The organism is Escherichia sp. MOD1-EC6021 (assembly GCF_002965245.1).
GTDB lineage: Bacteria > Pseudomonadota > Gammaproteobacteria > Enterobacterales > Enterobacteriaceae > Escherichia > Escherichia coli_F.
In genome coordinates, this window is the sequence record NZ_PTRU01000010.1 from 20,041 (window position 1) to 44,099 (window position 24,059).

Annotated in this window: 18 protein-coding genes and 1 pseudogene; 10 read left to right on the forward strand and 9 right to left on the reverse strand. The window is 50.6% G+C overall.

From position 1 onward, the window contains the following. Positions 1-133: 133 nt before the first annotated feature. The gene (gene exuR / locus BEB54_RS13225) at positions 134-910 is read right to left on the reverse strand and encodes a transcriptional regulator ExuR (RefSeq protein WP_000406496.1); all 777 of its coding nucleotides are present in this window, start codon (positions 908-910) and stop codon (positions 134-136) included. 295 nt (positions 911-1,205) lie between these two features. On the opposite strand from exuR, the gene BEB54_RS13230 reads away from it, so the two are divergent. The 4 genes from BEB54_RS13230 to BEB54_RS13245 all read left to right on the forward strand — a co-directional run bounded on the left by BEB54_RS13230 (position 1,206) and on the right by BEB54_RS13245 (position 6,300). After that, positions 1,206-1,922, forward strand: coding sequence for a fimbria/pilus periplasmic chaperone (locus BEB54_RS13230; protein WP_157943789.1), 717 nt, complete (start codon positions 1,206-1,208; stop codon positions 1,920-1,922). A gap of 29 nt (positions 1,923-1,951) precedes the next feature. Further along, on the forward strand, positions 1,952-2,452 hold the full coding sequence (locus BEB54_RS13235) for a CS1 type fimbrial major subunit (protein WP_032185169.1): 501 nt from the start codon (positions 1,952-1,954) through the stop codon (positions 2,450-2,452). Positions 2,453-2,542: 90 nt separating this feature from the next. Next, positions 2,543-5,227 (forward strand): TcfC E-set like domain-containing protein, encoded by a 2,685-nt coding sequence (locus BEB54_RS13240; protein WP_105282211.1) that lies wholly within the window; start codon positions 2,543-2,545, stop codon positions 5,225-5,227. Then, complete coding sequence (locus BEB54_RS13245; RefSeq protein WP_105271285.1) at positions 5,224-6,300, forward strand: CfaE/CblD family pilus tip adhesin; 1,077 nt, start codon at positions 5,224-5,226, stop codon at positions 6,298-6,300. Before BEB54_RS13240 ends, BEB54_RS13245 begins: the two co-directional genes overlap by 4 nt. Before the next feature lie 87 nt (positions 6,301-6,387). Here BEB54_RS13245 and exuT read toward each other — a convergent pair whose 3' ends face one another. Then, positions 6,388-7,686: a hexuronate transporter ExuT gene (gene exuT, locus BEB54_RS13250; RefSeq protein ID WP_001298326.1), complete on the reverse strand. Its 1,299-nt coding sequence runs from the start codon at positions 7,684-7,686 to the stop codon at positions 6,388-6,390. Positions 7,687-8,168: 482 nt separating this feature from the next. On the opposite strand from exuT, the gene uxaC reads away from it, so the two are divergent. From uxaC to BEB54_RS13265, 3 genes are all read left to right on the forward strand, one after another. Next, positions 8,169-9,581, forward strand: coding sequence for a glucuronate isomerase (gene uxaC / locus BEB54_RS13255; protein WP_000187442.1), 1,413 nt, complete (start codon positions 8,169-8,171; stop codon positions 9,579-9,581). A gap of 14 nt (positions 9,582-9,595) precedes the next feature. Next, positions 9,596-11,083, forward strand: coding sequence for an altronate dehydratase (gene uxaA / locus BEB54_RS13260; protein ID WP_001199376.1), 1,488 nt, complete (start codon positions 9,596-9,598; stop codon positions 11,081-11,083). Between the two features lie 82 nt (positions 11,084-11,165). Further along, the gene (locus tag BEB54_RS13265) at positions 11,166-11,717 is read left to right on the forward strand and encodes a YgjV family protein (RefSeq protein ID WP_000128138.1); all 552 of its coding nucleotides are present in this window, start codon (positions 11,166-11,168) and stop codon (positions 11,715-11,717) included. A 3-nt stretch (positions 11,718-11,720) separates the two neighbouring features. On the opposite strand, the gene sstT is transcribed toward BEB54_RS13265, so the two are convergent. The 5 genes from sstT to BEB54_RS13290 all read right to left on the reverse strand — a co-directional run bounded on the left by sstT (position 11,721) and on the right by BEB54_RS13290 (position 17,020). Further along, positions 11,721-12,965: a serine/threonine transporter SstT gene (sstT, locus tag BEB54_RS13270; RefSeq protein WP_000211655.1), complete on the reverse strand. Its 1,245-nt coding sequence runs from the start codon at positions 12,963-12,965 to the stop codon at positions 11,721-11,723. 469 nt (positions 12,966-13,434) lie between these two features. Then, positions 13,435-14,400: a TerC family membrane protein Alx gene (gene alx / locus BEB54_RS13275; protein WP_001098830.1), complete on the reverse strand. Its 966-nt coding sequence runs from the start codon at positions 14,398-14,400 to the stop codon at positions 13,435-13,437. A 282-nt stretch (positions 14,401-14,682) separates the two neighbouring features. Further along, a complete protein-coding gene (locus BEB54_RS13280; protein ID WP_105276825.1) occupies positions 14,683-15,669 on the reverse strand; it encodes a Gfo/Idh/MocA family protein in 987 nt (328 codons plus the stop codon). Positions 15,670-15,747: 78 nt separating this feature from the next. Continuing rightward, positions 15,748-16,440 carry a SanA/YdcF family protein gene (locus tag BEB54_RS13285; RefSeq protein ID WP_000942563.1) on the reverse strand — a complete coding sequence of 231 codons (693 nt, stop codon included), beginning with the start codon at positions 16,438-16,440 and terminating at the stop codon, positions 15,748-15,750. Positions 16,441-16,516: 76 nt separating this feature from the next. Beyond that, positions 16,517-17,020 carry a M48 metallopeptidase family protein gene (locus tag BEB54_RS13290; protein WP_001295542.1) on the reverse strand — a complete coding sequence of 168 codons (504 nt, stop codon included), beginning with the start codon at positions 17,018-17,020 and terminating at the stop codon, positions 16,517-16,519. A gap of 84 nt (positions 17,021-17,104) precedes the next feature. Between BEB54_RS13290 and rlmG the strand changes: the two genes are divergently transcribed. From rlmG to higA, 3 genes and pseudogenes are all read left to right on the forward strand, one after another. Further along, positions 17,105-18,241: a 23S rRNA (guanine(1835)-N(2))-methyltransferase RlmG gene (gene rlmG / locus BEB54_RS13295; RefSeq protein WP_032185165.1), complete on the forward strand. Its 1,137-nt coding sequence runs from the start codon at positions 17,105-17,107 to the stop codon at positions 18,239-18,241. Positions 18,242-18,525: 284 nt separating this feature from the next. Beyond that, positions 18,526-18,839: pseudogene (gene higB, locus BEB54_RS13305) on the forward strand (type II toxin-antitoxin system toxin HigB). Then, positions 18,836-19,252: a type II toxin-antitoxin system antitoxin HigA gene (gene higA, locus BEB54_RS13310; RefSeq protein ID WP_000560266.1), complete on the forward strand. Its 417-nt coding sequence runs from the start codon at positions 18,836-18,838 to the stop codon at positions 19,250-19,252. Before higB ends, higA begins: the two are co-directional and overlap by 4 nt. Before the next feature lie 110 nt (positions 19,253-19,362). Here the strand turns inward: higA and fadH are convergent, their stop codons facing one another. After that, complete coding sequence (gene fadH, locus BEB54_RS13315) at positions 19,363-21,381, reverse strand: NADPH-dependent 2,4-dienoyl-CoA reductase (protein ID WP_105276781.1); 2,019 nt, start codon at positions 21,379-21,381, stop codon at positions 19,363-19,365. A gap of 322 nt (positions 21,382-21,703) precedes the next feature. Beyond that, on the reverse strand, positions 21,704-24,055 hold the full coding sequence (gene ygjK, locus BEB54_RS13320) for an alpha-glucosidase (protein ID WP_105276780.1): 2,352 nt from the start codon (positions 24,053-24,055) through the stop codon (positions 21,704-21,706). Positions 24,056-24,059: the final 4 nt, after the last annotated feature.

Genomic DNA, 24,059 nt, shown 5'->3' on the forward strand with positions numbered 1-24,059 from the left:
TACATGTCCGTGGTGTCTGATTTTGCTGAATGCAGGGGAGGGTGGCGAGAGGATTTACACAGGCTGACACTTTATACTTTTCGCTTACCGACGAGGCAAACAGGCGCGTCGTTGCGCCTGCCGAATGGGGATTTCATTTGCTGCCGCTGGTGGCCGTATCAAGATGCACAACGGGATTTTCGGCGAACAGATAGCGGTCGGCATTGAACTCGAAATCGTCGCTGGTTTCGTTAAATAACATGATCTTGGTGTTTTCCAGATGCTGCCACATTGCCAGCTTCGCGGCATGGGGATCTTTGCGAATTAACGCTTTGAGGATCTGATCGTGGTCATCGCACCAGTTATCGACAGTACGGGCATCAATATGCTCGTGCAGTTTTTTCCAGTATGGGTTATGGCTACGTTGGGTCCACATTTTTTCAACGATGGCTGCCAGGGCGGAGTTCTGCGTCGCCAGGGCAACCTGAATATGGAACTGCAAATCCCACTCGGAATCACGGAAGCATTGTTCGCCGCGCGCCTGCTCCTGGATGGCCATCAGTTTCATGATGTCCTGTTTGGTTACCTGGGTCGCTGCGAACTCGGCAATATTACTTTCGATGAGCTGACGTGCCTGAAGCAGCTCAAACGGACCGTAATTGGCGAATTCCATATTAGTGTCAGCCGACTGCTGATGGCGCGGCTGGTTGGAAACCACATGAATACCCGAGCCTTTACGCACCTCTACATAGCCTTCAACTTCAAGCATGATGATGGCTTCACGAACCACGGTGCGACTGACGTTTTTTTCATCGGCAATAAAGCGTTCAGCAGGCAGTTTATCACCCACCAGATAGACGCCCTGTTCGATGCGCTCTTTCAGATCAGCGGCAAGTTGTTGATACAAACGGCGTGGTTCAGTGATTTCCATATGCGTCTCCCGGAGTGGAATGCGGACAAAGTTATCATACCACTTTATTCAAGGGTATGCCATCGTTCATATATAATTATGGTGATTGAATTAATATAATAAATTAATATTGTGAATATTTATAAATTCCTAAAAATTAAGTGTTGCCATTGTGAAAATCACTATGTTTCAGTAACTTAATTCTTTACTTTTAAATTTAATCTTCACTAAAAATGCTTTTTTATATTGACTTACAATAGGTCTACATTTCTAATGCACTAACTTTTTGGAAACAATACTATAAGATCAAATTTATATGGTGGCGAAAATTAACTTCTTATCACGGCTTACGCCGCTTTTATTCGTGTTCGCTCCTTTTTTTGCACAGTCAAATATGACTGTTTATCCTATGGCTGTTTCCATTAATAGCCTGGGTGAAGGCAACGTTCGCGTTATATCTAAAAGTAATGAAGTTCAGTATATTAAGGCGACAGTATTCCGTATCGATAATCCATCGACGCCTCAGGAAAATGAAGTTGAGATTAAATCCGGTGATGCAAATCATCTGGTTGTGATGCCACCCAAATTCGCCTTACCAGCCGGTAGTAGCAAAACCGTGCGCTTTGTCGCGATGGAACCAGAGCAAAAAGAGAAAAACTATCGCGTTAAATTTGAAGCGGTTCCCAGTATTGATGACGTTGACACGGATAAAAAAGATCTCTCTATGCAGTTAACAGTTAATTTAATTTGGGGGATTGTTGTTAGTGTTCCACCTCAGCAACCTATTGCTAAGTTAGAAGTAAGCCCTGCCCAAAAATTATTAAATGCAGGGAATCAGCGCTTGAAAATTTTAACGATCGCTTATTGTAAAAATAATAGCAAAAATAATTGCAAGATACAGACCGTCAATAAAAACATTTTCCCTGGTCAGGAAAGAAGTTTAGAAGGCATATCTGGCTACGATAAAATCGTTGTCAAATATAATAACTGGATCACCAAGGATAATGGCGAGTTTGAACTGGCGGTTCATTAATTATCATTGTAATAAACAAAGGAATAGTAATGAAAAAGGTATTCGCAAAATCTCTTCTGGTAGCGGCAATGTTTTCCGTTGCAGGTTCTGCATTAGCAGTACAAAAAGATATCACTGTTACTGCTAACGTTGATGCTGCTCTGGATATGACTCAGACAGATAACAGCGCACTGCCGAAAGCAGTTGAAATGCAATATCTGCCGGGGCAGGGCCTGCAATCTTACCAGTTAATGACCAAAATCTGGTCAAATGACACGACCAAAGACGTGAAAATGCAGTTAGTTTCTCCTGCACAACTGGTTCAAAGCCTGGACGCTACTAAAGTTGTTCCGCTGACTGTAACCTGGGGCGGTGAAGAGATTAAAGCTGATGCGGCAACCACTTTTACTGCAACAAAAATCTTTGCTTCCGATGCGTTAACTAACGGTTCGCTGGCTAAACCACTGATGTTTGCTCAAGCCACCAAAGGTGTTCTGGAAACAGGTATTTACAGTGGCGTAGTCAGCATTTATCTGTCCCAGGATATCTAATCCTAATAACAGAATTAACATGTAATAAAGGGAGGAAATTCCTCCCTTCTTTTAACTATTTTAGTATTTATTATGGATTACAGGACTGCCATGGATAAAAAACTACTGGCTCTTTTGATCCTGGCGAGTATCAGCCCGGCAAAGGCAACATTAACAAAAATCCCCGCTGGTTTCGAGATTATTGCTCAAGGACAGCAGGAGTATATCGAGGTCTATTTTGCAGGGAAAAGTCTCGGTAAATACTATGCAATGGTTAATCTTGATACCATAACATTTCTGGACTCATCGAGTTTATACAGTAAACTGGAATTGAACACCGACGATCAAAAAATCGCACGTACAGTGAAAGAAAAACTATCGCAACCGTTAGCTCGCCATGGTGAACTGGCTTGTGGCTTTGTACGTACTGATTCAGGCTGTGGTTTTCTTAATACTGAGACGGTAGAAATAATCTTCAATGATGAGGAAAGTTCAGCAACGCTCTTTCTCAATCCGCAATGGAGTTCTGCGTTTGATACGAAATCATTGTATTTAAATCCTGACCAAAATACGGTTAACGCGTTTATACATCAGCAAGATATTAATGTGCTGGTACAGGACGATTACCAATCGTTGTCAATTCAAGGTAATGGTGCGCAGGGAATAACAGAAAATAGTTATATTGGCGCCCACTGGAATTTCAACGGTTATGATGGTGATGATATCAGTGACAGTAATGCTGATGTCAGCGATCTCTATTATCGCTACGATTTTTTACGTCGTTATTATGTGCAGGCGGGGCGGATGGACAACCGCACATTATTTAATGCACAAGGTGGTAACTTTACGTTTAACTTTCTGCCACTCGGTGCAATCGACGGAATGCGTATCGGGTCGACGCTCAGTTATTTAAACCAGACGCAAAGCCAGCAGGGAACCCCGGTAATGGTTTTGCTTTCGCGCAATTCACGTGTTGATGCTTATCGTAATGAACAACTTTTGGGGTCGTTTTACCTCAATAGCGGTTCGCAATTTATTGATACCAATTCCTTTCCGCCAGGCAGTTACAGCGTGGCGTTAAAAGTCTATGAAAATAACCAACTCACCCGCACTGAGCTCGTGCCATTTACCAAAACCGGCGGTCTGACAGACGGAAATGCCCAGTGGTTTTTACAGGCGGGGAAAACCACATCTCAAGCTTCTGATGATGAAAGTTCGGCTTATCAGCTGGGTGTGCGCCTGCCATTACATCCGCAATATGAGCTCTATGCAGGGCTGGCGAATGCAGATGATGTTAGTGCCTTCGAGTTAGGCAATAACTGGACAGCAGATTTAGGCGTGGCAGGGAATCTACTCATCAACGCCAGCGTGTTCCGTAACGATGATGGTGGCAAAGGTGATATGCAACAGGCTAACTGGAGTCAATCGGGATGGCCGACATTGGGCTTTTATCGTACCAACTCTGATGGTGATGTTTGTACAACCGACAACCGAGAAAGCTACAACGCCTTAAGCTGTTATGAAAGCATCTCCGCGACGATTTCACAGAATCTTGTAGGCTGGAACATGATGCTGGGTTATACCCGTACGCAAAATAACACGAATGACAATCTGCGTTGGGACAAACAGCAGAGCTTTGAAAATAACTATCTTCGCCAGACGACGGCGCAAAGTATTTCCGAAACTTTACAACTCAGTGCTTCCCGCGCTTTCGTGATGCGTGACTGGATTTTGAGTACTTCTGTTGGTGTTTTCCATCGTAATGACAATGGGGGTGATAACGACGATAACGGCTTGTACGTATCGTTTTCGTTATCTGATACGCCAACGATGGATAGCAATAACAACAGCTATTTAACCAATGTTTCTACTGACTATCGTTATAGCGATCAGGATGGCGATCAAACGTCATGGCAGTTATCTCATACCTTTTATAACGACTCATTCAGCCATAAAGAGCTTGGCGTGACCGTCGGCGGTCTGAACACCGATACCATAAACAGCGCGGTTAATGGGCGTTGGGATGGTCAATATGGAAATGTCTACGCTACTGTTTCGGACAGTTATGATCGCCAGAATCATGATCATATCTCAGCCTTTACCGGTACATATAGTTCCACACTAGCGGTGAGTCGCTATGGCATTAATGTGGGGGCCAGCGGCTCAGATGATCTGCTGGGGGCGGTGTTGGTGGATGTGAAAGGTTTCTCTGAGCAGGATGAACAGAGTCAGGAGCTGCAACTCGAAGCGCGGGTAGCAGGCAGCAGAACATTGCAACTTGGTCAAAGCGATAGTGTGTTGTTCCCTTATCCTGGATTCCAGTCGGGCTTTGTGGAAGTTAACGACAGCAGCCAGGGTAATCAGCAAGGAACAACCAACATTATTAACGGTGCGGGTAATCGTGAGTTAATGTTGTTACCAGGCAAATTACGCTACCGAGAAGTATCAGCCAGCTTTAGCTACAACTATATTGGCCGCTTGTTATTGCCTGCTTCGGTAGAGAAATTCCCGCTGGTTGGTCTGAACAGCGCCATGTTACTGGTCGCCGAAGATGGCGGATTTACACTTGAGATTAACGGTAGCGAAAAAGAGCTATATCTCCTGTCGGGGCAGCAATTCCTTAAGTGTCCGCTGAGTGTTGTGAAGAAACGCGCCAGCATTCGTTACAGCGGGGATGTGAATTGTAGTGTCGTGAGTTATTCGCAATTACCGGAGTCCATTCAGGTTCAGGCACAGTTAAAACAGCCTAAATTACGTGGAAACGTTCAGACGGCGCAAAGGGAGGTTGCACCATGAGAAAGCGATTGATTGCAGGTATTTGGGGGATATTTTTCTCCGCTCAGTATGCCCAGTCTGCGCCTGTTGTCACTGCAGAAGTGACATATGATTTAGCATCAGGAAGAGCAGATTATTACTTCTGGAATCGAGAAGAACCACCAGCAAAAAATAAGTATGCGTCTTATCTATGTGCATTCTCTAATTTGCAGCAAACCTGTACCAGCAGCTCTAACATGTCCACAGTTCAAATCTATATGACAGAACAGCGCAGTGGTATGCGTTGGCAGGTAAAACTTAAAGGATACATATCTGCACAAACATCAAGAGTCGGTTCAGATTGTGAAGGGTATACTAAACAACTCCCTCTTACTGATTATACCGGGTGGAATTGTAGAGATAACACGGGCACATATGGCGCGGACAGGAGACAACTCACACTTTACCTTGAACAGGCTGAAATGAAGAAGCTACCGATCGGTGGCGTCTGGAAAGGGTCAGTGAAATTACATTTGAATAGCCCTTCACAGGACTATTTTGCGGATATTACCCTGAATACCCTCGACCCCAATCATATAGACGTCTTCTTTCCTGAGTTTGCGCATGCCACGCCGCGTGTGCAGTTAGATTTACATCCTACGGGCAGCGTCAATGGCAGCAATTACGCACAAGACCTGACCATGCTGGATATGTGCCTGTATGACGGTTTTAACGGTAATGGCCTCAGCTATGAAATCTTGCTAAAAGATGAGGGGCGCGCGGCGGCGGGGCGCAACAATGGTGAATTCTCCATATATCGTCAGGGAGGCACGTCTACTGACGCAGCGGAACGTATCGACTATCGCGTCAAAATGTCTAACCCGGAGACTGGCGGGCAAATCGACGTGCGCAACAATGAAAGTATCGTCTGGAACAACATCAATCTTAAACGAGTACGTCCGGTAGTGTTGCCCGGCATTCGTTACGCAGTGATGTGTGTCCCCACACCACTGACGTTGGTGGTGGATAAATTTAATGTGACGGCAAAACAGGCTGGATATTACATGGGTAAATTGTCGGTAATATTTACCCCATCCTTGCCAACTATCAATTAATCCTGTAACCCGGATAAACGGTTTTTTCTCTACAAACAACGAAGCCGCCTGAACAGGCGGCTTCGTCATTACAACTTACGTTAAGCCTTAATGTTGCGGTGCGGGATCGTTATGTGATTCCTGCGCCACCTCAATCGCCGGTTTGTTCTGCAACACAGTCCAGATAACCAGCGCACCCAGCAGGTCGAATACTGCCAGAACTGCGAACAGCGGGCTGAAGCCGATGGTGTCAGCCAGTGCACCTACTACCAGTGCAAACAGCGTACTTGCCAGCCATGCGGACATCCCGGTTAAACCGTTCGCCGTCGCCACTTCGTTACGACCGAACACGTCAGAAGAGAGCGTAATCAGTGCGCCAGACAGGGCCTGGTGAGCAAAACCACCGATACACAGCAGCATAATCGCGACATACGGGTTAGTGAACAGACCGATCATACCTGGGCCAATCATCAGCACCGCACCCAGCGTTACTACCATCTTACGGGAAACGATCAGGTTCACGCCAAACCAACGCTGGAACAGCGGCGGCAGGTAACCACCGAGGATACAACCAAGGTCAGCAAACAGCATCGGCATCCAGGCGAACATCGCGATCTCTTTCAGGTTAAAGCCGTAAACTTTAAACATGAACAGCGGGATCCACGCGTTAAAAGTACCCCAGGCCGGTTCAGCCAGGAAACGCGGTAGCGCGATACCCCAGAACTGACGGTTACGCAGGATCTGACCAACGGACATTTTCTTCGCTGTGTCAACCTGGTGCTGGGCTTCCTGACCATTAATAATGTAGTCACGTTCTTCATCGGTCAGATGTTTCTGGTCGCGCGGATGCTTGTAGAAAATCAGCCATGCCATCGCCCAGATAAAGCTCAACGCACCGGAGATGATAAATGCCATCTGCCAGCTGTGCATCACGATTGCCCATACCACCAGCGGCGGCGCAATCATCGCACCAATCGAAGAACCTACGTTAAAGTAGCCGACCGCGATGGAACGCTCTTTTGCCGGGAACCATTCGGAACTGGCTTTCAGACCCGCCGGGATCATCGCCGCCTCTGCAGCACCTACCGCACCACGAGCAACCGCCAGGCCACCCCAGCTACCTGCCAGCGCGGTTGCGCCACAGAACACAGCCCACAGTACAGCAAACATTGCGTAACCGATTTTCGTACCCAGCACATCCAGTACATAACCTGCTACCGGTTGCATGACCGTATAAGCAGCAGAATAGGCTGCGATGATATAGGAATACTGTTGGGTGGAGATGTTTAACTCTTCCATCAGAGTTGGCGCAGCTGCCGCCACAGTGTTACGCGTCAGGTAACCAAGCACGGTGCCGAGCGTCACCAGTGCGATCATATACCAACGTAACCCTTTAATTTTACGCATGTAAAACCTCATCGTTTTGTTATATCCGCAGGAAGCGCGGCCATCATCCCGCCAGAGGCTGAAGATGTTAGTTACGACCGGGTAACCGAAAAAAAACCGGCACGCCCCGAACGTTGCCATGAAAGTTTCGTGCTAATTCGGCTTCCGTACCGGTTAACCCGATTCATCTAACAAATGAATGAATCGGCAATTTGCATTCCGTCGACTTATGATTTGCGACGGCAGAAAGATAACTTGTCATACAACTTTAAAAGGTGAGAGCCATCACAAATGTGGGAATATTTGTAGGGACATTACCTGATGACAGCGAGGCCAGTACTGGCGCGGCTTGCAGCGAGATTTACCACTTTGAGAGTAATTTTTTTAACTACGTTTATTGATCTATCTCACGAAAATATCTTCGGACTCTGGAAATTGGTGTGATAACTTTGTCAGCATCGCACCATAAGCAAGCTAGCTCACTCGTTGAGAGGAAGACGAAAATGACTCCGTTTATGACTGAAGATTTCCTGTTAGATACCGAATTTGCCCGCCGTCTGTATCACGACTACGCAAAAGACCAGCCGATTTTCGATTACCATTGCCATTTGCCGCCGCAGCAAATCGCAGAAGACTACCGCTTTAAAAATCTGTATGACATCTGGCTGAAAGGTGATCACTACAAATGGCGTGCTATGCGCACTAATGGCGTGGCTGAGCGTCTGTGTACTGGTGATGCATCTGACCGAGAAAAATTTGACGCCTGGGCGGCGACCGTTCCGCACACTATCGGCAACCCGTTATACCACTGGACGCACCTCGAACTGCGTCGTCCATTTGGTATTACCGGCAAATTGCTTTCCCCGTCTACCGCTGACGAAATCTGGAACGAATGTAACGAACTGCTGGCGCAGGATAATTTCTCTGCGCGCGGCATCATGCAGCAGATGAACGTGAAAATGGTCGGCACCACCGACGATCCGATCGATTCTCTGGAGCATCACGCAGAGATCGCCAAAGACGGCTCTTTCACCATTAAAGTGCTGCCGAGCTGGCGTCCTGATAAAGCCTTCAACATCGAACAGGCGACCTTTAACGACTACATGGCGAAGCTGGGTGAGGTCTCTGATACCGACATCCGTCGTTTTGCTGACCTGCAAACGGCCCTGACCAAGCGTCTGGATCACTTCGCTGCTCACGGCTGTAAAGTGTCTGATCACGCGCTGGACGTGGTGATGTTTGCTGAAGCGAACGAAGCGGAACTGGACAGCATTCTGGCGCGCCGTCTGGCAGGCGAAACCCTGAGCGAGCACGAAGTGGCACAGTTCAAAACTGCGGTGCTGGTGTTCCTTGGCGCTGAATATGCACGTCGCGGCTGGGTACAGCAGTACCACATTGGCGCACTGCGTAATAACAACTTGCGTCAGTTCAAACTGCTGGGGCCGGATGTAGGCTTTGACTCCATCAACGACCGTCCGATGGCGGAAGAACTGTCTAAGCTGCTGAGCAAGCAGAACGAAGAAAACCTGCTGCCGAAAACCATTCTCTACTGCCTGAACCCGCGCGATAACGAAGTGCTGGGCACCATGATCGGTAACTTCCAGGGCGAAGGTATGCCGGGCAAAATGCAGTTCGGTTCCGGCTGGTGGTTTAACGATCAGAAAGACGGTATGGAACGTCAGATGACCCAACTGGCGCAGCTCGGTCTGCTGAGCCGCTTTGTCGGTATGCTGACTGACAGCCGTAGCTTCCTGTCATACACCCGTCACGAATACTTCCGCCGCATTCTGTGCCAGATGATTGGCCGCTGGGTGGAAGCGGGCGAAGCACCGGCGGACATCAACCTGCTGGGCGAGATGGTGAAAAATATTTGCTTTAACAATGCGCGTGACTACTTCGCCATTGAACTGAACTAAGGTCTGGGGTTGATATGCAATACATCAAGATCCATGCGCTGGATAACGTCGCGGTTGCTTTAGCAGATTTGGCGGAAGGCACAGAAGTCAGTGTCGACAACCAAACTGTTACGCTGCGCCAGGATGTTGCTCGTGGACATAAATTTGCGTTAACGGATATCGCAAAAGGGGCCAACGTCATTAAATATGGCCTGCCGATTGGTTATGCATTGGCGGATATTGCGGCGGGGGAACACGTTCACGCCCACAATACGCGCACGAATCTGAGCGATCTGGATCAGTATCGCTATCAACCTGATTTTCAGGATCTGCCTGCGCAAGCGGCAGATCGTGAAGTGCAGATCTATCGTCGCGCTAACGGCGATGTCGGGGTGCGTAATGAGCTGTGGATCCTGCCAACCGTGGGCTGTGTCAACGGCATCGCGCGGCAGATCCAAAATCGTTTCCTGAAAGAGACCAACAACGCCGAAGGTACTGACGGCGTGTTCCTCTTCAGCCACACCTACGGCTGCTCACAGCTGGGCGACGATCACATCAATACCCGCACCATGCTGCAAAATATGGTGCGCCACCCGAACGCGGGCGCAGTGCTGGTGATTGGCCTGGGTTGTGAAAACAACCAGGTTGCCGCATTCCGTGAAACGTTGGGCGATATCGATCCTGAACGCGTTCATTTCATGATCTGCCAACAGCAGGATGATGAGATCGAAGCCGGGATCGAGCATTTGCATCAGCTGTATAACGTGATGCGCAACGACAAGCGTGAGCCAGGCAAACTCAGCGAACTGAAGTTTGGTCTGGAGTGCGGTGGTTCTGACGGTCTTTCTGGTATTACTGCTAACCCGATGTTGGGGCGTTTCTCTGACTACGTGATTGCTAACGGTGGTACTACCGTACTGACCGAAGTGCCGGAGATGTTCGGCGCAGAGCAGTTGCTGATGGACCATTGTCGTGACGAAGCAACGTTTGAAAAACTGGTCACCATGGTCAATGACTTCAAGCAGTACTTTATTGCCCATGACCAGCCGATCTACGAAAACCCATCGCCGGGGAACAAAGCGGGCGGTATCACCACGCTGGAAGACAAATCACTTGGCTGTACCCAAAAAGCGGGTTCCAGCGTCGTGGTTGACGTGCTGCGTTACGGCGAGCGTCTGAAAACGCCGGGGCTGAACTTGTTAAGTGCGCCGGGTAACGATGCCGTAGCGACCAGCGCCCTGGCGGGTGCGGGCTGCCATATGGTGTTGTTCAGTACGGGTCGTGGTACGCCGTATGGTGGATTTGTGCCGACGGTGAAAATCGCCACCAACAGTGAACTGGCGGCGAAGAAAAAACACTGGATCGACTTTGACGCGGGTCAGCTGATCCACGGTAAAGCGATGCCGCAGTTGCTGGAAGAATTTATCGACACCATCGTTGAGTTTGCCAACGGTAAGCAAACCTGCAACGAGCGTAACGACTTCCGCGAACTGGCGATCTTTAAAAGCGGCGTAACGCTATAAAGTCGAAATGAGTTGTTAATAAAAAACGGCGTTTCATAATGTGAAGCGCCGTTTGCTTTTCCATACCTGCTAAGGATTTATCATGACCGCGTATTGGCTGGCCCAGGGCGTGGGTGTCATCGCCTTTCTGATTGGTATCACAACATTTTTCAATCGTGACGAACGTCGCTTCAAAAAGCAGCTTTCGGTCTATAGCGCCGTTATTGGCGTACATTTTTTTCTTCTGGGCACCTATCCCGCTGGTGCCAGTGCCATCCTTAATGCCATTCGTACGCTGATTACCTTACGCACGCGCAGCTTATGGGTAATGGCGATTTTTATTGTGCTGACTGGCGGAATTGGCCTCGCGAAGTTCCATCATCCTGTCGAACTATTGCCGGTTATCGGCACGATTGTCAGTACCTGGGCGCTATTCCGCTGTAAAGGGCTGACCATGCGCTGCGTAATGTGGTTTTCAACGTGTTGCTGGGTGATTCACAACTTCTGGGCGGGGTCGATAGGCGGCACGATGATTGAGGGGAGTTTTCTGCTCATGAATGGCCTGAATATCATTCGTTTCTGGCGGATGCAGAAAAGGGGAATTGATCCGTTTAAAGTGGAGAAAACCCCTTCCGCCGTAGACGAAAGGGGCTAAGTATTAGTTACGCAGGGCGCTATTTGCCAGACGATCGTCTTCTGCCTGGCAAGCTGCCGCAGTGAACAGCACGTCAGTTGAAGAGTTCAGCGCGGTTTCGCAAGAGTCCTGCAATACGCCGATGATAAAGCCGACGGCAACCACCTGCATGGCGATATCGTTCGAAATACCGAACATATTACAGGCCAGTGGGATCAGCAGCAAAGACCCCCCCGCCACGCCGGATGCGCCACAGGCACACAGAGAAGCCACTACGCTCAACAGCAGCGCTGTGGGCAGATCGACCGGAATACCCAGCGTATTAACCGCAGCCAGCGTCAACACGGTAATGGTGATTGCTGCGCCCGCCATATTGATGGTGGCTCCCAGCGGAATAGAAACGGAATAGGTATCGCGATCCAGATTCAGCTTTTCACACAGCGCCATATTCACCGGAATGTTCGCTGCAGAGCTGCGGGTGAAGAAGGCATACACACCGCTTTCACGCAGGCACAGCAGCACCAGCGGGAACGGGTTACGACGAATTTTCCACCACACCAGCAATGGGTTAACCACCAGCGCCACCAGTAACATACAGCCAACCAGCACGACCAGCAGTTGCGCGTAGCCCCACAGTGTGGAGAAACCGGTGGTAGCCAGGGTAGAAGAAACCAACCCAAAAATACCGATCGGTGCGAAGCGAATGACCAGTTTCACCATAAAGGTGACGGCATTCGACATATCGTTGACCAGGTTTTTGGTGGTCTCGTTACCGTGACGCAGTGCGAAACCGAGGCCAATTGCCCACACCAGAATCCCGATGTAGTTACCTTTCAGCAGCGCGTCGATGGGGTTGGAAACCATGCTCATTACCAGCCCGCGCATCACTTCGACAATGCCTGACGGCGGCGAAATATCACCCGCGCTACTGGACAAGTGCAGGGTAGAAGGGAAGGCAAAGCTGAAGACTACCGCGGCCAGAGCAGCAGAGAAGGTGCCCAGCAGATAGAGGAACAGAATAGGGCGAATGTTGGTTTTCTGCCCGTGCTGGTGGTTAGCAATAGATGCCATTACCAGCATCAGCACCAGAATCGGCGCTACAGCTTTCAGGGCACCAACGAACAAAGTACCTAACAGACCGACAGCTTCAGCCGCCGGTTTTGAGATCCATGCCAGAAGAATCCCCAGAACAAGGCCGACCAGGATTTGTTTTACCAGGCTGCCATGAGCCAGACGCCGGAATAGCCCCGGTGAACGTTGCGTAGTCATTTTTCGATCCTTTCATTGTGTTGTCGCACATCCCTGGTGCGTTCTGTCGACGCATCTTTCAGGATGTAACAAAGTGTTTGCAAGGTCGAGTATAAGGAAAGTTACAGCTTCGGGAAGCGAAAAATGCTGGATTTTAAAGAGAGGTCATATTTTGCAACTTAATGGTTACATTTATTTGACATAAACAGACGGAAGGACTGGCTGCTGAGACTGATTAGATAACATATAGGCAAAACTATTTGGCATATGAGAACTGTTGCGCTCCTGTGATGTACGATGCCACATAAAGTCACTGGCGCAGGGAGCGGCCAATCGCCGCTGCCCCGGCCTGCAGGGAACGCTTCGGTGATTTTGACGCCACTAACACCCAAGCGATCTTTTTGTAAAGAGCTATAAGTCGGTTACATACTTAATCGCTCATCTTTGTCTGGAAGGAGTTATCACCCGTAGTGGCTTAATATACAGCGAATTATCCCACCCGCTGCTTATCATGCCGATAATTCACCCAGGCGTTGATAATAAACGTCATCACCAGAATACCAAACACCACGCCCAGCGAAACGGCGATCGGAATATGGTAGAAATCGACAATCAGCATCTTGATACCGATAAACACCAGAATTACCGCCAGACCATATTTGAGCATCGAGAAACGTTCTGCTACGCCCGCCAACAGGAAATACATCGCACGCAGGCCGAGGATCGCAAACAGGTTTGAGGTCAGCACAATAAACGGATCGGTGGTCACGGCGAAGATAGCCGGAATGCTATCCACGGCGAAAATCACGTCGCTCAACTCCACCAGAATCAGTACCAGCATCAGCGGCGTGGCATACAACAAACCATTCTTACGCACAAAGAAATGCTCGTTGTCGATGGTGTCGGTCATACGCAAATGACCGCGCAGCCAGCGCACCAGCGGCTTGTCACCAATACCTGATTCATCTTCATGAGCCAGCGCCATCTTCACGCCAGTAAACAGCAGGAAGGCACCGAAGATATACAGGATCCAGTCGAACTGCGAAATCAGCCAGCTGCCAGTGAAGATCATGATGGTACGCAGAACAATCGCCCCGAGTACGCCATACACGAGCACGCGGCGTTGTAATGCCGCCGGAACAGAGAAATAGCTGAACAACATCAGCCAGACGAAGACGTTATCGACCGCCAGTGATTTCTCAATCAGATAACCCGTGAGGAAGGCCAATGCCTGAGGGTCCGCGACTTCGCGCCCCTGTGTCTGCGCCAGATACCACCAGAAAGCGGCATTGAACAATAACGACAGTGTCACCCAGACCAGCGACCAGGCCGCAGCCTGTTTCATGGTCATGGCATGTGCCCCGCGACGCCCCTGCAACAACAGGTCGATAGCCAGCATAATGACGACAACAACAGCGAATCCGCCCCATAGCAACGGCGTGCCGACAGTATTCATAGAAGTTCCTTACACATAAAAAAACGGCCAACGTCGGAAGACGTCAGCCGCTGCTTTTTATGCATAGACCTCGCCTTCCGGCAAGGTCTCACTTACAACAAAAAAGGAATACGTCTGCGTATTCCTTTCAGGTTGCCCGGTGACCGGATGTGGTTTTTCACACATCGTAATGACGATCGACCGGCAATGAAGTTACTCCCCTTTGCAGGTAACAAAGTATGACAGACCATTCGGTCAGTCAATGGTCTGTTACATCCCTTTTACACTGTTTTACTTTGGCTATTATAGTTTTACGCTATCTGCCGGAAAAATCACCCCGGTCTGGCGGCGGATCTCGGTCAGCAGCCTGGCGGTGATACGACTGACTGCCAGCCCTGGATGATCTACCAGATGTTCATCCACCAGGGTAGCGAACAGCTCTGCTTCGTACAGCATGGTATTAATATGCTGCGGCTGAGTGAGATCCTGCATCTGGCTGCCGCGCGGCACATAGCAAACTTTCTGGCATTCAGACAGTTTTTCAATCACCAGCGATCCCGCTTCGCCCTGAATCTCACTTGCCAGCACAGAATCACTGACCTTTGAGTGCTGCAAGGTAACGCTGAAATCACCGTAATCCATCACCACCACGCCGTGGGCATCCACACCACTTGCCAGCAAACTGGCGGTTGCCTGCACGCTTTTCGGTTCACCAAATAACGCCACCGCCGACGCCAGACAGTAAAAGCCGATATCCATAATTGAACCGTTGGAGAATGCCGGATTGAAGGTGTTGGGATTCTCGCCGTCCAGATAACGTTGATATCGCGAGGAATATTGGCAATAGTTGAAAAAGACTTTACGCAATTTGCCAACTTTCGGCAGTACCTGGCGTAACAAATGGAAATTCGGTAGGCTGGCGGTTTTAAATGCCTCAAACAGCACCACCTGATTTTCCCGCGCACAGGCAATGGCGGCATCCACTTCCGCCAGATTCGACGCCAGCGGTTTCTCGCAAATCACATGAATTTTATGGCTAAGGAAAAGTCGTGTCTGGGGAAAATGCAGGGCATTCGGGCTGGCAATATACACCGCGTCAATAGCATCACTTTCTGCCATCGCTTCCAGCGATGTAAACAGATGCTCGACAGAAAAATCATTGGCGAAGTGCTGGGCCTGTTCAAGGCTGCGGGAATAGACAGCGGTTAACTTGTATTTACCGCTCTCATGGGCGGCCTCGACGAACTGGCGGGTGATCCAGTTCGTGCCAATCACAGCGAAACGTATCATAACGCGTGGATACTCCATAAAGGGATTCTGCCGTCAATGTAGCACGCCTTTTTCATCTTCGACGTGCGCAGATACGCATTATTCTTTCGCCGGACAGCCATGCTCGCTAAACGGCCCAATCATGACCGACGGCCCGAGATATTTCGGCTGTCGATGGAGGATTTTCGCGTCAATCACTGCGCTGACGCGAGCGAGTTTCTCCCGCAGCTGAGTATAAAAACCATGTTTCATATTCAGGTCTGGTGCGTTAAACCCGATGGCATCGATGCCGTACTGTTTTGCCAGCCAGATGGCACGTTGGTTATGAAATTCTTGCGAAATAATAGTGATATGGCTTTCACCAAACACCTTTTTGGCACGCACCACCGAATCAAGCGTTGAGAATCCGGCATAGTCGCAGAAGATGACTTTTGCGGGTACGCCTTTAGCGATCAAAGCCTGCTGCATGCCTGAGGCTTCATCGTAATTTTTACGTCCGTTATCGCCGCTCACTAGTAGCCATTTCACTTTTCCGGCGTGGTACAACTCTGCGGCGGTATCAATGCGTCGGGTAAAGTAGCGATTACCCGGCCTCGCCCCCAACAATAAACCCACGTTACGCGCCGGAACGGCGTTGACATCGCTCCAGGTCAGCTGCTTGCTGGCGTTGACCATAACGCGATCGGCAATAAAAATGGTCGCTCCTGCTATAAGCAACAATAAACAGCCAAGCTTTAGAGTCCGGCGAGAAAAACAAATACGGAGAAGAAGGCGGGCAAAGGCGCGCAGCATGGTCGTTATCCTTAACGAAAGGGGGGAGGTCGATTTTAGGCGCTAAAGGAAGAAAAGATAACGCCTGACATCATTTTCAGATTTTGTCCTGCCCAAGCGACAACTGCGTTAGCCACAGCCGGGTGTCGAACTCAAGCTGGTGGTACTGCGGTTCCATATGACAGCACAACTGGTAAAACGCTTTGTTGTGCTCTTTCTCCTTCAGGTGCGCTAACTCGTGCACCACGATCATGCGCAAAAACGGTTCCGGCGCGTTGCGAAACACGGTAGCGACGCGGATCTCTGCTTTTGCTTTCAGCTTGCCGCCCTGCACACGCGAAACAGCGGTATGTAACCCGAGCGCGTTTTTCAGCACATGGATCTTGTTGTCATACATCACTTTATTGATCGGCGGGGCATTGCGCAGAAACTGATTTTTCAGATCCTGAGTATATTGCCAAAGGGCTTTATCGGTGGCGTAGTCGTGTGTTCCCGGATAGCGTTTTGCCAGCACATCGCCCAGACGCTGTTCATTAATCAGCGTGCGCACCTGGGAAAGCAACTGTTCGGGATAACCCTGAAGATAAGTAAGATTGCTCATAACCGCCCACGAAAAAGAGAAAAAGGGTATACTCACGCACCCTTTTCAGGGGCAACGTCGAAATTTTATCATTCAGGAGGGCCGATGAGCCACTTAGACAACGGTTTCCGTTCACTGACACTACAACGTTTTCCGGCGACGGATGACGTTAACCCGCTACAGGCGTGGGAAGCGGCAGATGAATATTTGCTGCAACAGTTGGACGACACAGAAATCCGCGGCCCGGTGTTAATCCTGAATGATGCCTTTGGGGCGTTAAGTTGTGCGCTGGCGGAACATAAGCCGTACAGCATTGGCGACTCATACATCAGCGAACTGGCGACGCGCGAGAATTTACGCCTCAACGGGATTGATGAATCGAGCGTGAAGTTTCTCGACAGCACCGCTGACTACCCGCAACAGCCGGGCGTGGTACTGATCAAAGTGCCGAAAACACTGGCATTGCTGGAACAGCAACTGCGCGCATTGCGCAAAGTAGTCACGCCGGATACACGTATTATTGCCGGTGCTAAAGCCCGTGACATTCACACCTCCACGCTGGAACTGTTCGAAAAAGTGCTCGGCCCGACCACCACCACGCTGGCATGGAAGAAAGCGCGCCTGATTAACTGCACTTTCAACGAGCCGCCGCTGGTTGATGCACCGCAGACCGTTAGCTGGAAGCTGGAGGGTACTGACTGGACTATCCACAACCATGCGAATGTCTTCTCACGCACCGGGCTTGATATTGGCGCGCGCTTCTTTATGCAGCATCTGCCAGAGAATCTCGAGGGTGAGGTTGTCGATCTCGGTTGTGGTAACGGCGTTATTGGCCTGAAGCTGCTTGATAAAAACCCGCAGGCGAAAGTGGTGTTTGTCGATGAATCACCGATGGCGGTTGCTTCCAGCCGTTTGAATGTTGAAACCAACATGCCAGAGGCGTTGGATCGCTGCGAGTTTATGATCAACAACGCGCTCTCCGGCGTGGAGCCGTTCCGCTTTAATGCTGTGCTCTGCAACCCGCCGTTTCACCAGCAACATGCACTGACCGATAACGTTGCCTGGGAAATGTTCCACCACGCGCGCCGCTGCCTGAAAATCAACGGCGAGCTGTATATCGTTGCCAACCGTCACCTGGATTACTTCCATAAACTGAAGAAAATTTTTGGCAACTGCACCACCATTGCCACCAATAATAAATTTGTGGTGCTGAAAGCGGTGAAGCTGGGGCGTCGTCGGTAAGATTGACAGCTACCTGCCGGATGCGGCGTAAACGCCTTATCCGGCATACGTTCAGCACATTACCCCCAGGTCGGATAAGACGCGGCAAGCGTCGCATCCGGCAATGTCTGCCCAGTTCTGGAATCGCGCTTCCATAAAACAAAAAATCCCTGTCACCATCCTCTACATTCTCTTGTTTAGCGTTTTTCTACGTTTATTCTTCCGTCACACAGATAAATTCATCCGTTGCCAATCTGTCAACGGATGTTATCATGTTGCCAATTTGTCAACGGACGTGATGAAGAATGCACCTGATTACTCAAAAAGCATTGAAAGATGCTGCGGAAAAATACCCGCAACATAAAACGGAGTTGGTGGCTCTGGGGAACACGATTGCTAAGGGATATTTCAAAAAACCTGAGTCATTAAAAGCAGTATTCCCTTCTCTGGATAACTTCAAATATCTGGATAAGCATTATGTTTTCAATGTCGGGGCAATGAATTACGTGTTGTATCAATGGTCTTTTTTGAATCGCAAAAGTGCTACATACGTGAAGTTATGACGCATAAAGAATACGATTTCTTTACCGCCGTTCATCGTACTAAGGGGAAAAAATGATTGCGATTGCCGACATCTTACAAGCAGGAGAAAAGCTAACTGCTGTGGCACCTTTTCTGGCGGGTATTCAGAACGAGGAACAATACACCCAGGCGCTGGAACTGGTAGATCATCTGCTGCTCAACGATCCTGAAAACCCCTTGCTGGATCTGGTGTGTGCCAAAATAACCGCGTGGGAAGAATCAGCGCCCGAATTTGCTGAATTTAATGCCATGGCTCAAGCCATGCCTGGCGGTATAGCTGTGATTCGTACCCTTATGGATCAATATGGTTTAACCCTTTCCGATCTGCCGGAAATTGGCAGTAAATCGATGGTGTCACGCGTTTTGAGCGGGAAGAGGAAATTAACGCTGGAACACGCTAAAAAACTGGCAACGCGATTCGGCATTTCTCCCGCCTTGTTTATTGATTAACGCGACGTGCCGGATGCGGCGTGAACGCTTTATCCGGCCTACGATTAGCACGTTACCCGTAGGCCGGATAAGACGCAGCAAGCGTCACATCCAGCACTTCAAATAACGATTTAAATCTCCAGCGCCAACCGTGTTCCCTGGGCAATTGCCCGTCGAGCGTCCAGCTCCATAGCCACATCGCAGCCGCCAATTAAATGCACGGTTTTCCCGCTATCAATGAGCGGTTGTGCCAGCGTGCGGTTTGGCTCCTGCCCCGCGCAGATCACCACATGATCTACCGCCAAAATTTGCGGTTCGCCGTTGATCACCACATGCAGCCCGTCATCGTCGATCTTCTGGTAACTTACGCCTGGGATCATTTTCACGCCGCGCGCGAGCAGGGTGGTGCGATGGATCCAGCCCGTAGTTTTGCCCAACCCTTGCCCTGGTTTGCTGGCTTTGCGTTGAAGCATCACAATCTGTCGCGGGCTACGGGGGATCTGCATGCCTTGCGGGCTTAACCCACCACCCTGTTGCAGGCTACTGTCGATTCCCCACTCTTTACAAAACTCGGTGATATTCTGGCTGGTGGACTCCCCTGGCTGACTCAAATACATCGCTGTATCAAAGCCAATCCCACCACAACCAATGATGGCGACGTTGTTGCCCACCGGCGCTTTGTCGCGCAGTACGTCGAGATAACTCAACACCTTCGGATGATCGATCCCGTCGATGGGCGGAATGCGCGGTACGATCCCACTGGCGAGGATCGTTTCATCGAACGCCTTTAACTGATCTGCGGTCACGGTGTGATTAAGTTTCAGTGTCACGCCAGTCACTTCGATCATTCGGCGGTAGTAGCGCAATGTTTCGTAAAATTCCTCTTTGCCGGGGATCTGTTTGGCGATATTAAACTGCCCGCCGATCTCGCTATGTGCATCAAACAACGTTACCTGATGACCACGCGCCGCCGCATTGATGGCAAACGCCAGCCCCGCCGGACCTGCGCCGACCACCGCCAGATTTTTTTTCTGCACGGCGGGAAGGATCGGCATTTTGGTTTCGTGGCAGGCGCGAGGATTCACCAGACACGAGGTGACCTTGCCGACAAAGATCTGATCGAGACAGGCCTGATTGCAGCCAATGCAGGTGTTGATCTCATCGGCTCGCCCCGATTGCGCTTTTGACAGCAGCTCCGCATCAGCAAGAAACGGTCGCGCCATCGATACCATATCGGCATCACCGCGCGAGAGAATATCGTCGGCAACCTGCGGATCGTTAATCCGGTTGGTGGTCACCAGCGGCAATGAGACGTGACCTTTCAGTTTGCGTGTGACCCAGCTAAATGCGCCGCGCGGCACTGGCGTGGCGATGGTCGGAATCCGCGCTTCATGCCAGCCTATTCCAGTGTTGATAATGGTTGCGCCCGCCGCTTCAATGGCCTGCGCCAGTTCTACCGTTTCGGTAAAAGTCCCGCCGCCTTCTACCAGGTCGAGCATCGACAGCCGATAGATAATAATGAAGTCGTTGCCGACGCGCTCGCGCACCGCACGCACTACTTCGACGGCAAACCGCATCCGGTTGCGGTAATCGCCGCCCCACTGGTCGCTACGCTGGTTGGTGCGCAGAGTCAGAAATTCGTTGATCAAATACCCTTCAGAGCCCATCACTTCGACGCCATCGTATCCGGCCTCCCGCGCCAGTTGCGCGCAGCGGGCGAAATCGTCGATCAGTCGCGGGATCTCTTCATGGGTGAGTTCATGAGGAACGAAACGGTTGATGGGGGCCTGCAACGCGGAGGGCGCTACCAGATGCGGCTGGTAGCTGTAGCGTCCGGTATGCAAAATTTGCAGGGCGATTTTGCCGCCTTCCTGATGTACCGCTTCGGTAATGGTGCGATGGTGCGGGATCTGGCTGACGTCATTGAGCATTGCACCGCCTTCCATGCCAACGCCTGTTAAATCAGGTGCAATACCGCCGCTAACGATCAGCGCCACGCCGTGACGGGCGCGTTCAGCATAAAACGCCGCCAGCCGCTCGGCACCGTCCGGGTATTCCTCCAGCCCGGTGTGCATTGAACCCATCAACACGCGGTTTTTTAACGTGGTAAAACCTAAATCAAGCGGGGCAAACAGCGACGGGTAGCTCATAAATTATCCAGTATGTAAAATAATTGTTATGTGGTCGGATGAGTTCTAATTTAGCCGTCGCCGGGGAAAAGGGAAAAGGGGAATGCGGGGTTTGTGATGGGAATCAAAAAGAATAGGCTGGTGGTAATGCCGGATGCGACGCTTGCCGCGTCTTATCCGGCCAGGGGGAACGCACATGTAGGGCGGATAAGGTGTCCACGCCGCATCCGCCAGTGGCGCGGTACAGATGCCGGATGCGACGCTTGCCGCGTCTTATCCGGCCTACGGAACGCACATGTAGTGCGGATAAGGCGTCCACGCCGCATCCGCCAGCCGTTGCAAATTACTGTTTACGGAAAAAATCGTTATACAACATATACAAATGTGCGGCACTCCAGGAGAAATTGGGAGCCCCTTGCTGCGCGCCAGTCAGAGGGTTGTAATTCTCCTGAATCGGACCGTCGGCGGTTAATCCTTTGGCATGCTGGAAGAACGTATCCGCCAGTTTCAGGGCATCATCGCGATAACCGTAACGCTCCATTCCTTTCAGACCAAACCAGAACTGATCTACCCATACGCGCCCGCGCCAGTAGATATCCGCGCCAAAAGCCGGGTTGGTTAACGCCGCCGTTCCCAGCGGTACAAAGGTGTTGAACTCTTTGGTGTCCAGCATCACCTTCACCACCGCGTCGGCATTGGCCTGCGTTGCAGCACCGTTAAACAGCGGCGACCAGCCTTCAGGCCCTTTACCGCGCTCAACAATCGGTTTGCCCGCACAGCCGTTCGCCAGCGGTTTATCTTCAATGCGCACGTCATAGTAGAACTGCGTGGTCGGGTCGAACATACAGGTATTGATGTAGTCCGCGAGCTGCTGCGCCAACTGGCGATAGCGTTTGGCCTCTTCCGGCTTACCGAGGATAGTTGCCATCTCTGCCAAATAATGGTTATCGCTATACATATAGCTGGCCTGATCCACCGACTCCTGCAATAGCGAGTAGCCCAGCAACGTTCCGTCCTGGCTGCGGTTCTCGGCGAATTTCACCGTCCAGTCGCTACGTTTGCCGCCGTTAGCGACATATTTATCCAGCTGTTCCTTGTCGATAAACCCAAAGACGGCGGCGTCATCACGGCCCGATTCCCACGACGCAGCAACTTGTGCCGGAATTTCCAGACTGTCGTACTGGCCTTTCTCCACCACGCGGGCGTAGTTGTTCAGCCCAGACAGCGTCTCTTCTTTATCGCCTTTTTTCACCGTAAACATCATCTCGCCGCTCTTGGTGTTATGGGCTTTATCGCGGGTCGCGCCATATTCCGGCACGCCGTTGCCGTTATGATCGCGGTTACGTAACCACCAGTCGTGATAGGCCACCAGTTTCGGGTACATCTCTGCCAGCCAGGTTTTATCCTGGGTGACGTTGTACACTTCCATCACCGACCAGGCGGCAAGGCTGGGCTTGGTATTGCGTTCGTTCCAGTTGCCGCCATCGCCGCCACGCTCGGGGCTAAGGTTCCACGCAATCAGGTCGGGGACAAATCCCACATCCTGTGGACGCACGGTGTCGCCAGGTTGGATCTGCCAGGAGAAGACCGCGCGGATATTCTCTTTGGCGATCTCCGGATTGAAATGCGCCATCGCAAACGCCTGTTTCCAGGTATCCCACGGCCAGGTCTGATTGCCGGAGAACCAGCGCCCGGTCACCGACGGTGTGACGGTATTAAATTTCACCGCCCCGCCCGGTGAGCGCCAGTTACCGTTGAGTGTTTCGATGGCTTTCACCGCGACGCGCGTCTGTTCCGGCGTCGCATCCGGATTGGTTAACCCTTTCTTCAGGTACTCTTCCCAGCGTTGCTGCGAGGCGGTGAGATAAAACGCCGGACGCGCCAGAATATCGCGGATCTGCATTTGCTCTTTGCTAACTTCCTGAGCGGTCAGCAGGTGGGAGTAGGTGGTATAGAGCGTCGTCGACCCGTTGATATGCGCCTTACTGGTAAAGTGATTACCGTTGATTTCAGTCTGCACTGGCAGGGATTTATGCACCTGATATTCTGATTCGCCGGAGGTCAGCAGATCCCAGGTGGCGCGCACTTTGCCAAAGGTGACTTTCAGGCCATCACGGGTGGCGCTGATTTTGCGCTGATAATCAGGGTACTCGCCAGCAATGGTTTTATCGGAAATCGGTTTCCCTTCCTTCGCTTCCAGTTTTTCCAGCAGCTCGCCGTCCCACACCAGATCCAGCGGTTTATTGCTGGTGATTTTAGTTTCCAGTAATGAGGTACGCGGCGTGGCGAAGCGCAGAGTCATTTCGACCTGCACATCTTTTGCTGTCATTTTTTGTACCAGCGCGCCGGGAATACTGTATGCCTCCAGCGTGAAATTGACTTTCTTGCCGTCCTGCCAGACGGTCAGGCGGTCGAAATTGCTGGCCATAAAGTTGATGTATTCTTCTGTCAGCAGCGCAACGCCTGGAAAACCGCCCATGGTGTTCGGGCCGTCTGGCAACAGATGACCATGCCAGGATCCGAGATCGAAAAACGGATTAAAACGCTGGTGATCGTCGTAATCGTAATCCTTCATGTACTGCGGCGCGCCAGTACGGTTAATCACGTTTTTATAATTGTCGGCGTTAGCGGCATGGGCGGAAAAACTCATCAGCAGAGCGCAGGTTACTGGCGTTAAAATAGTTTTGATTTTCATGAAA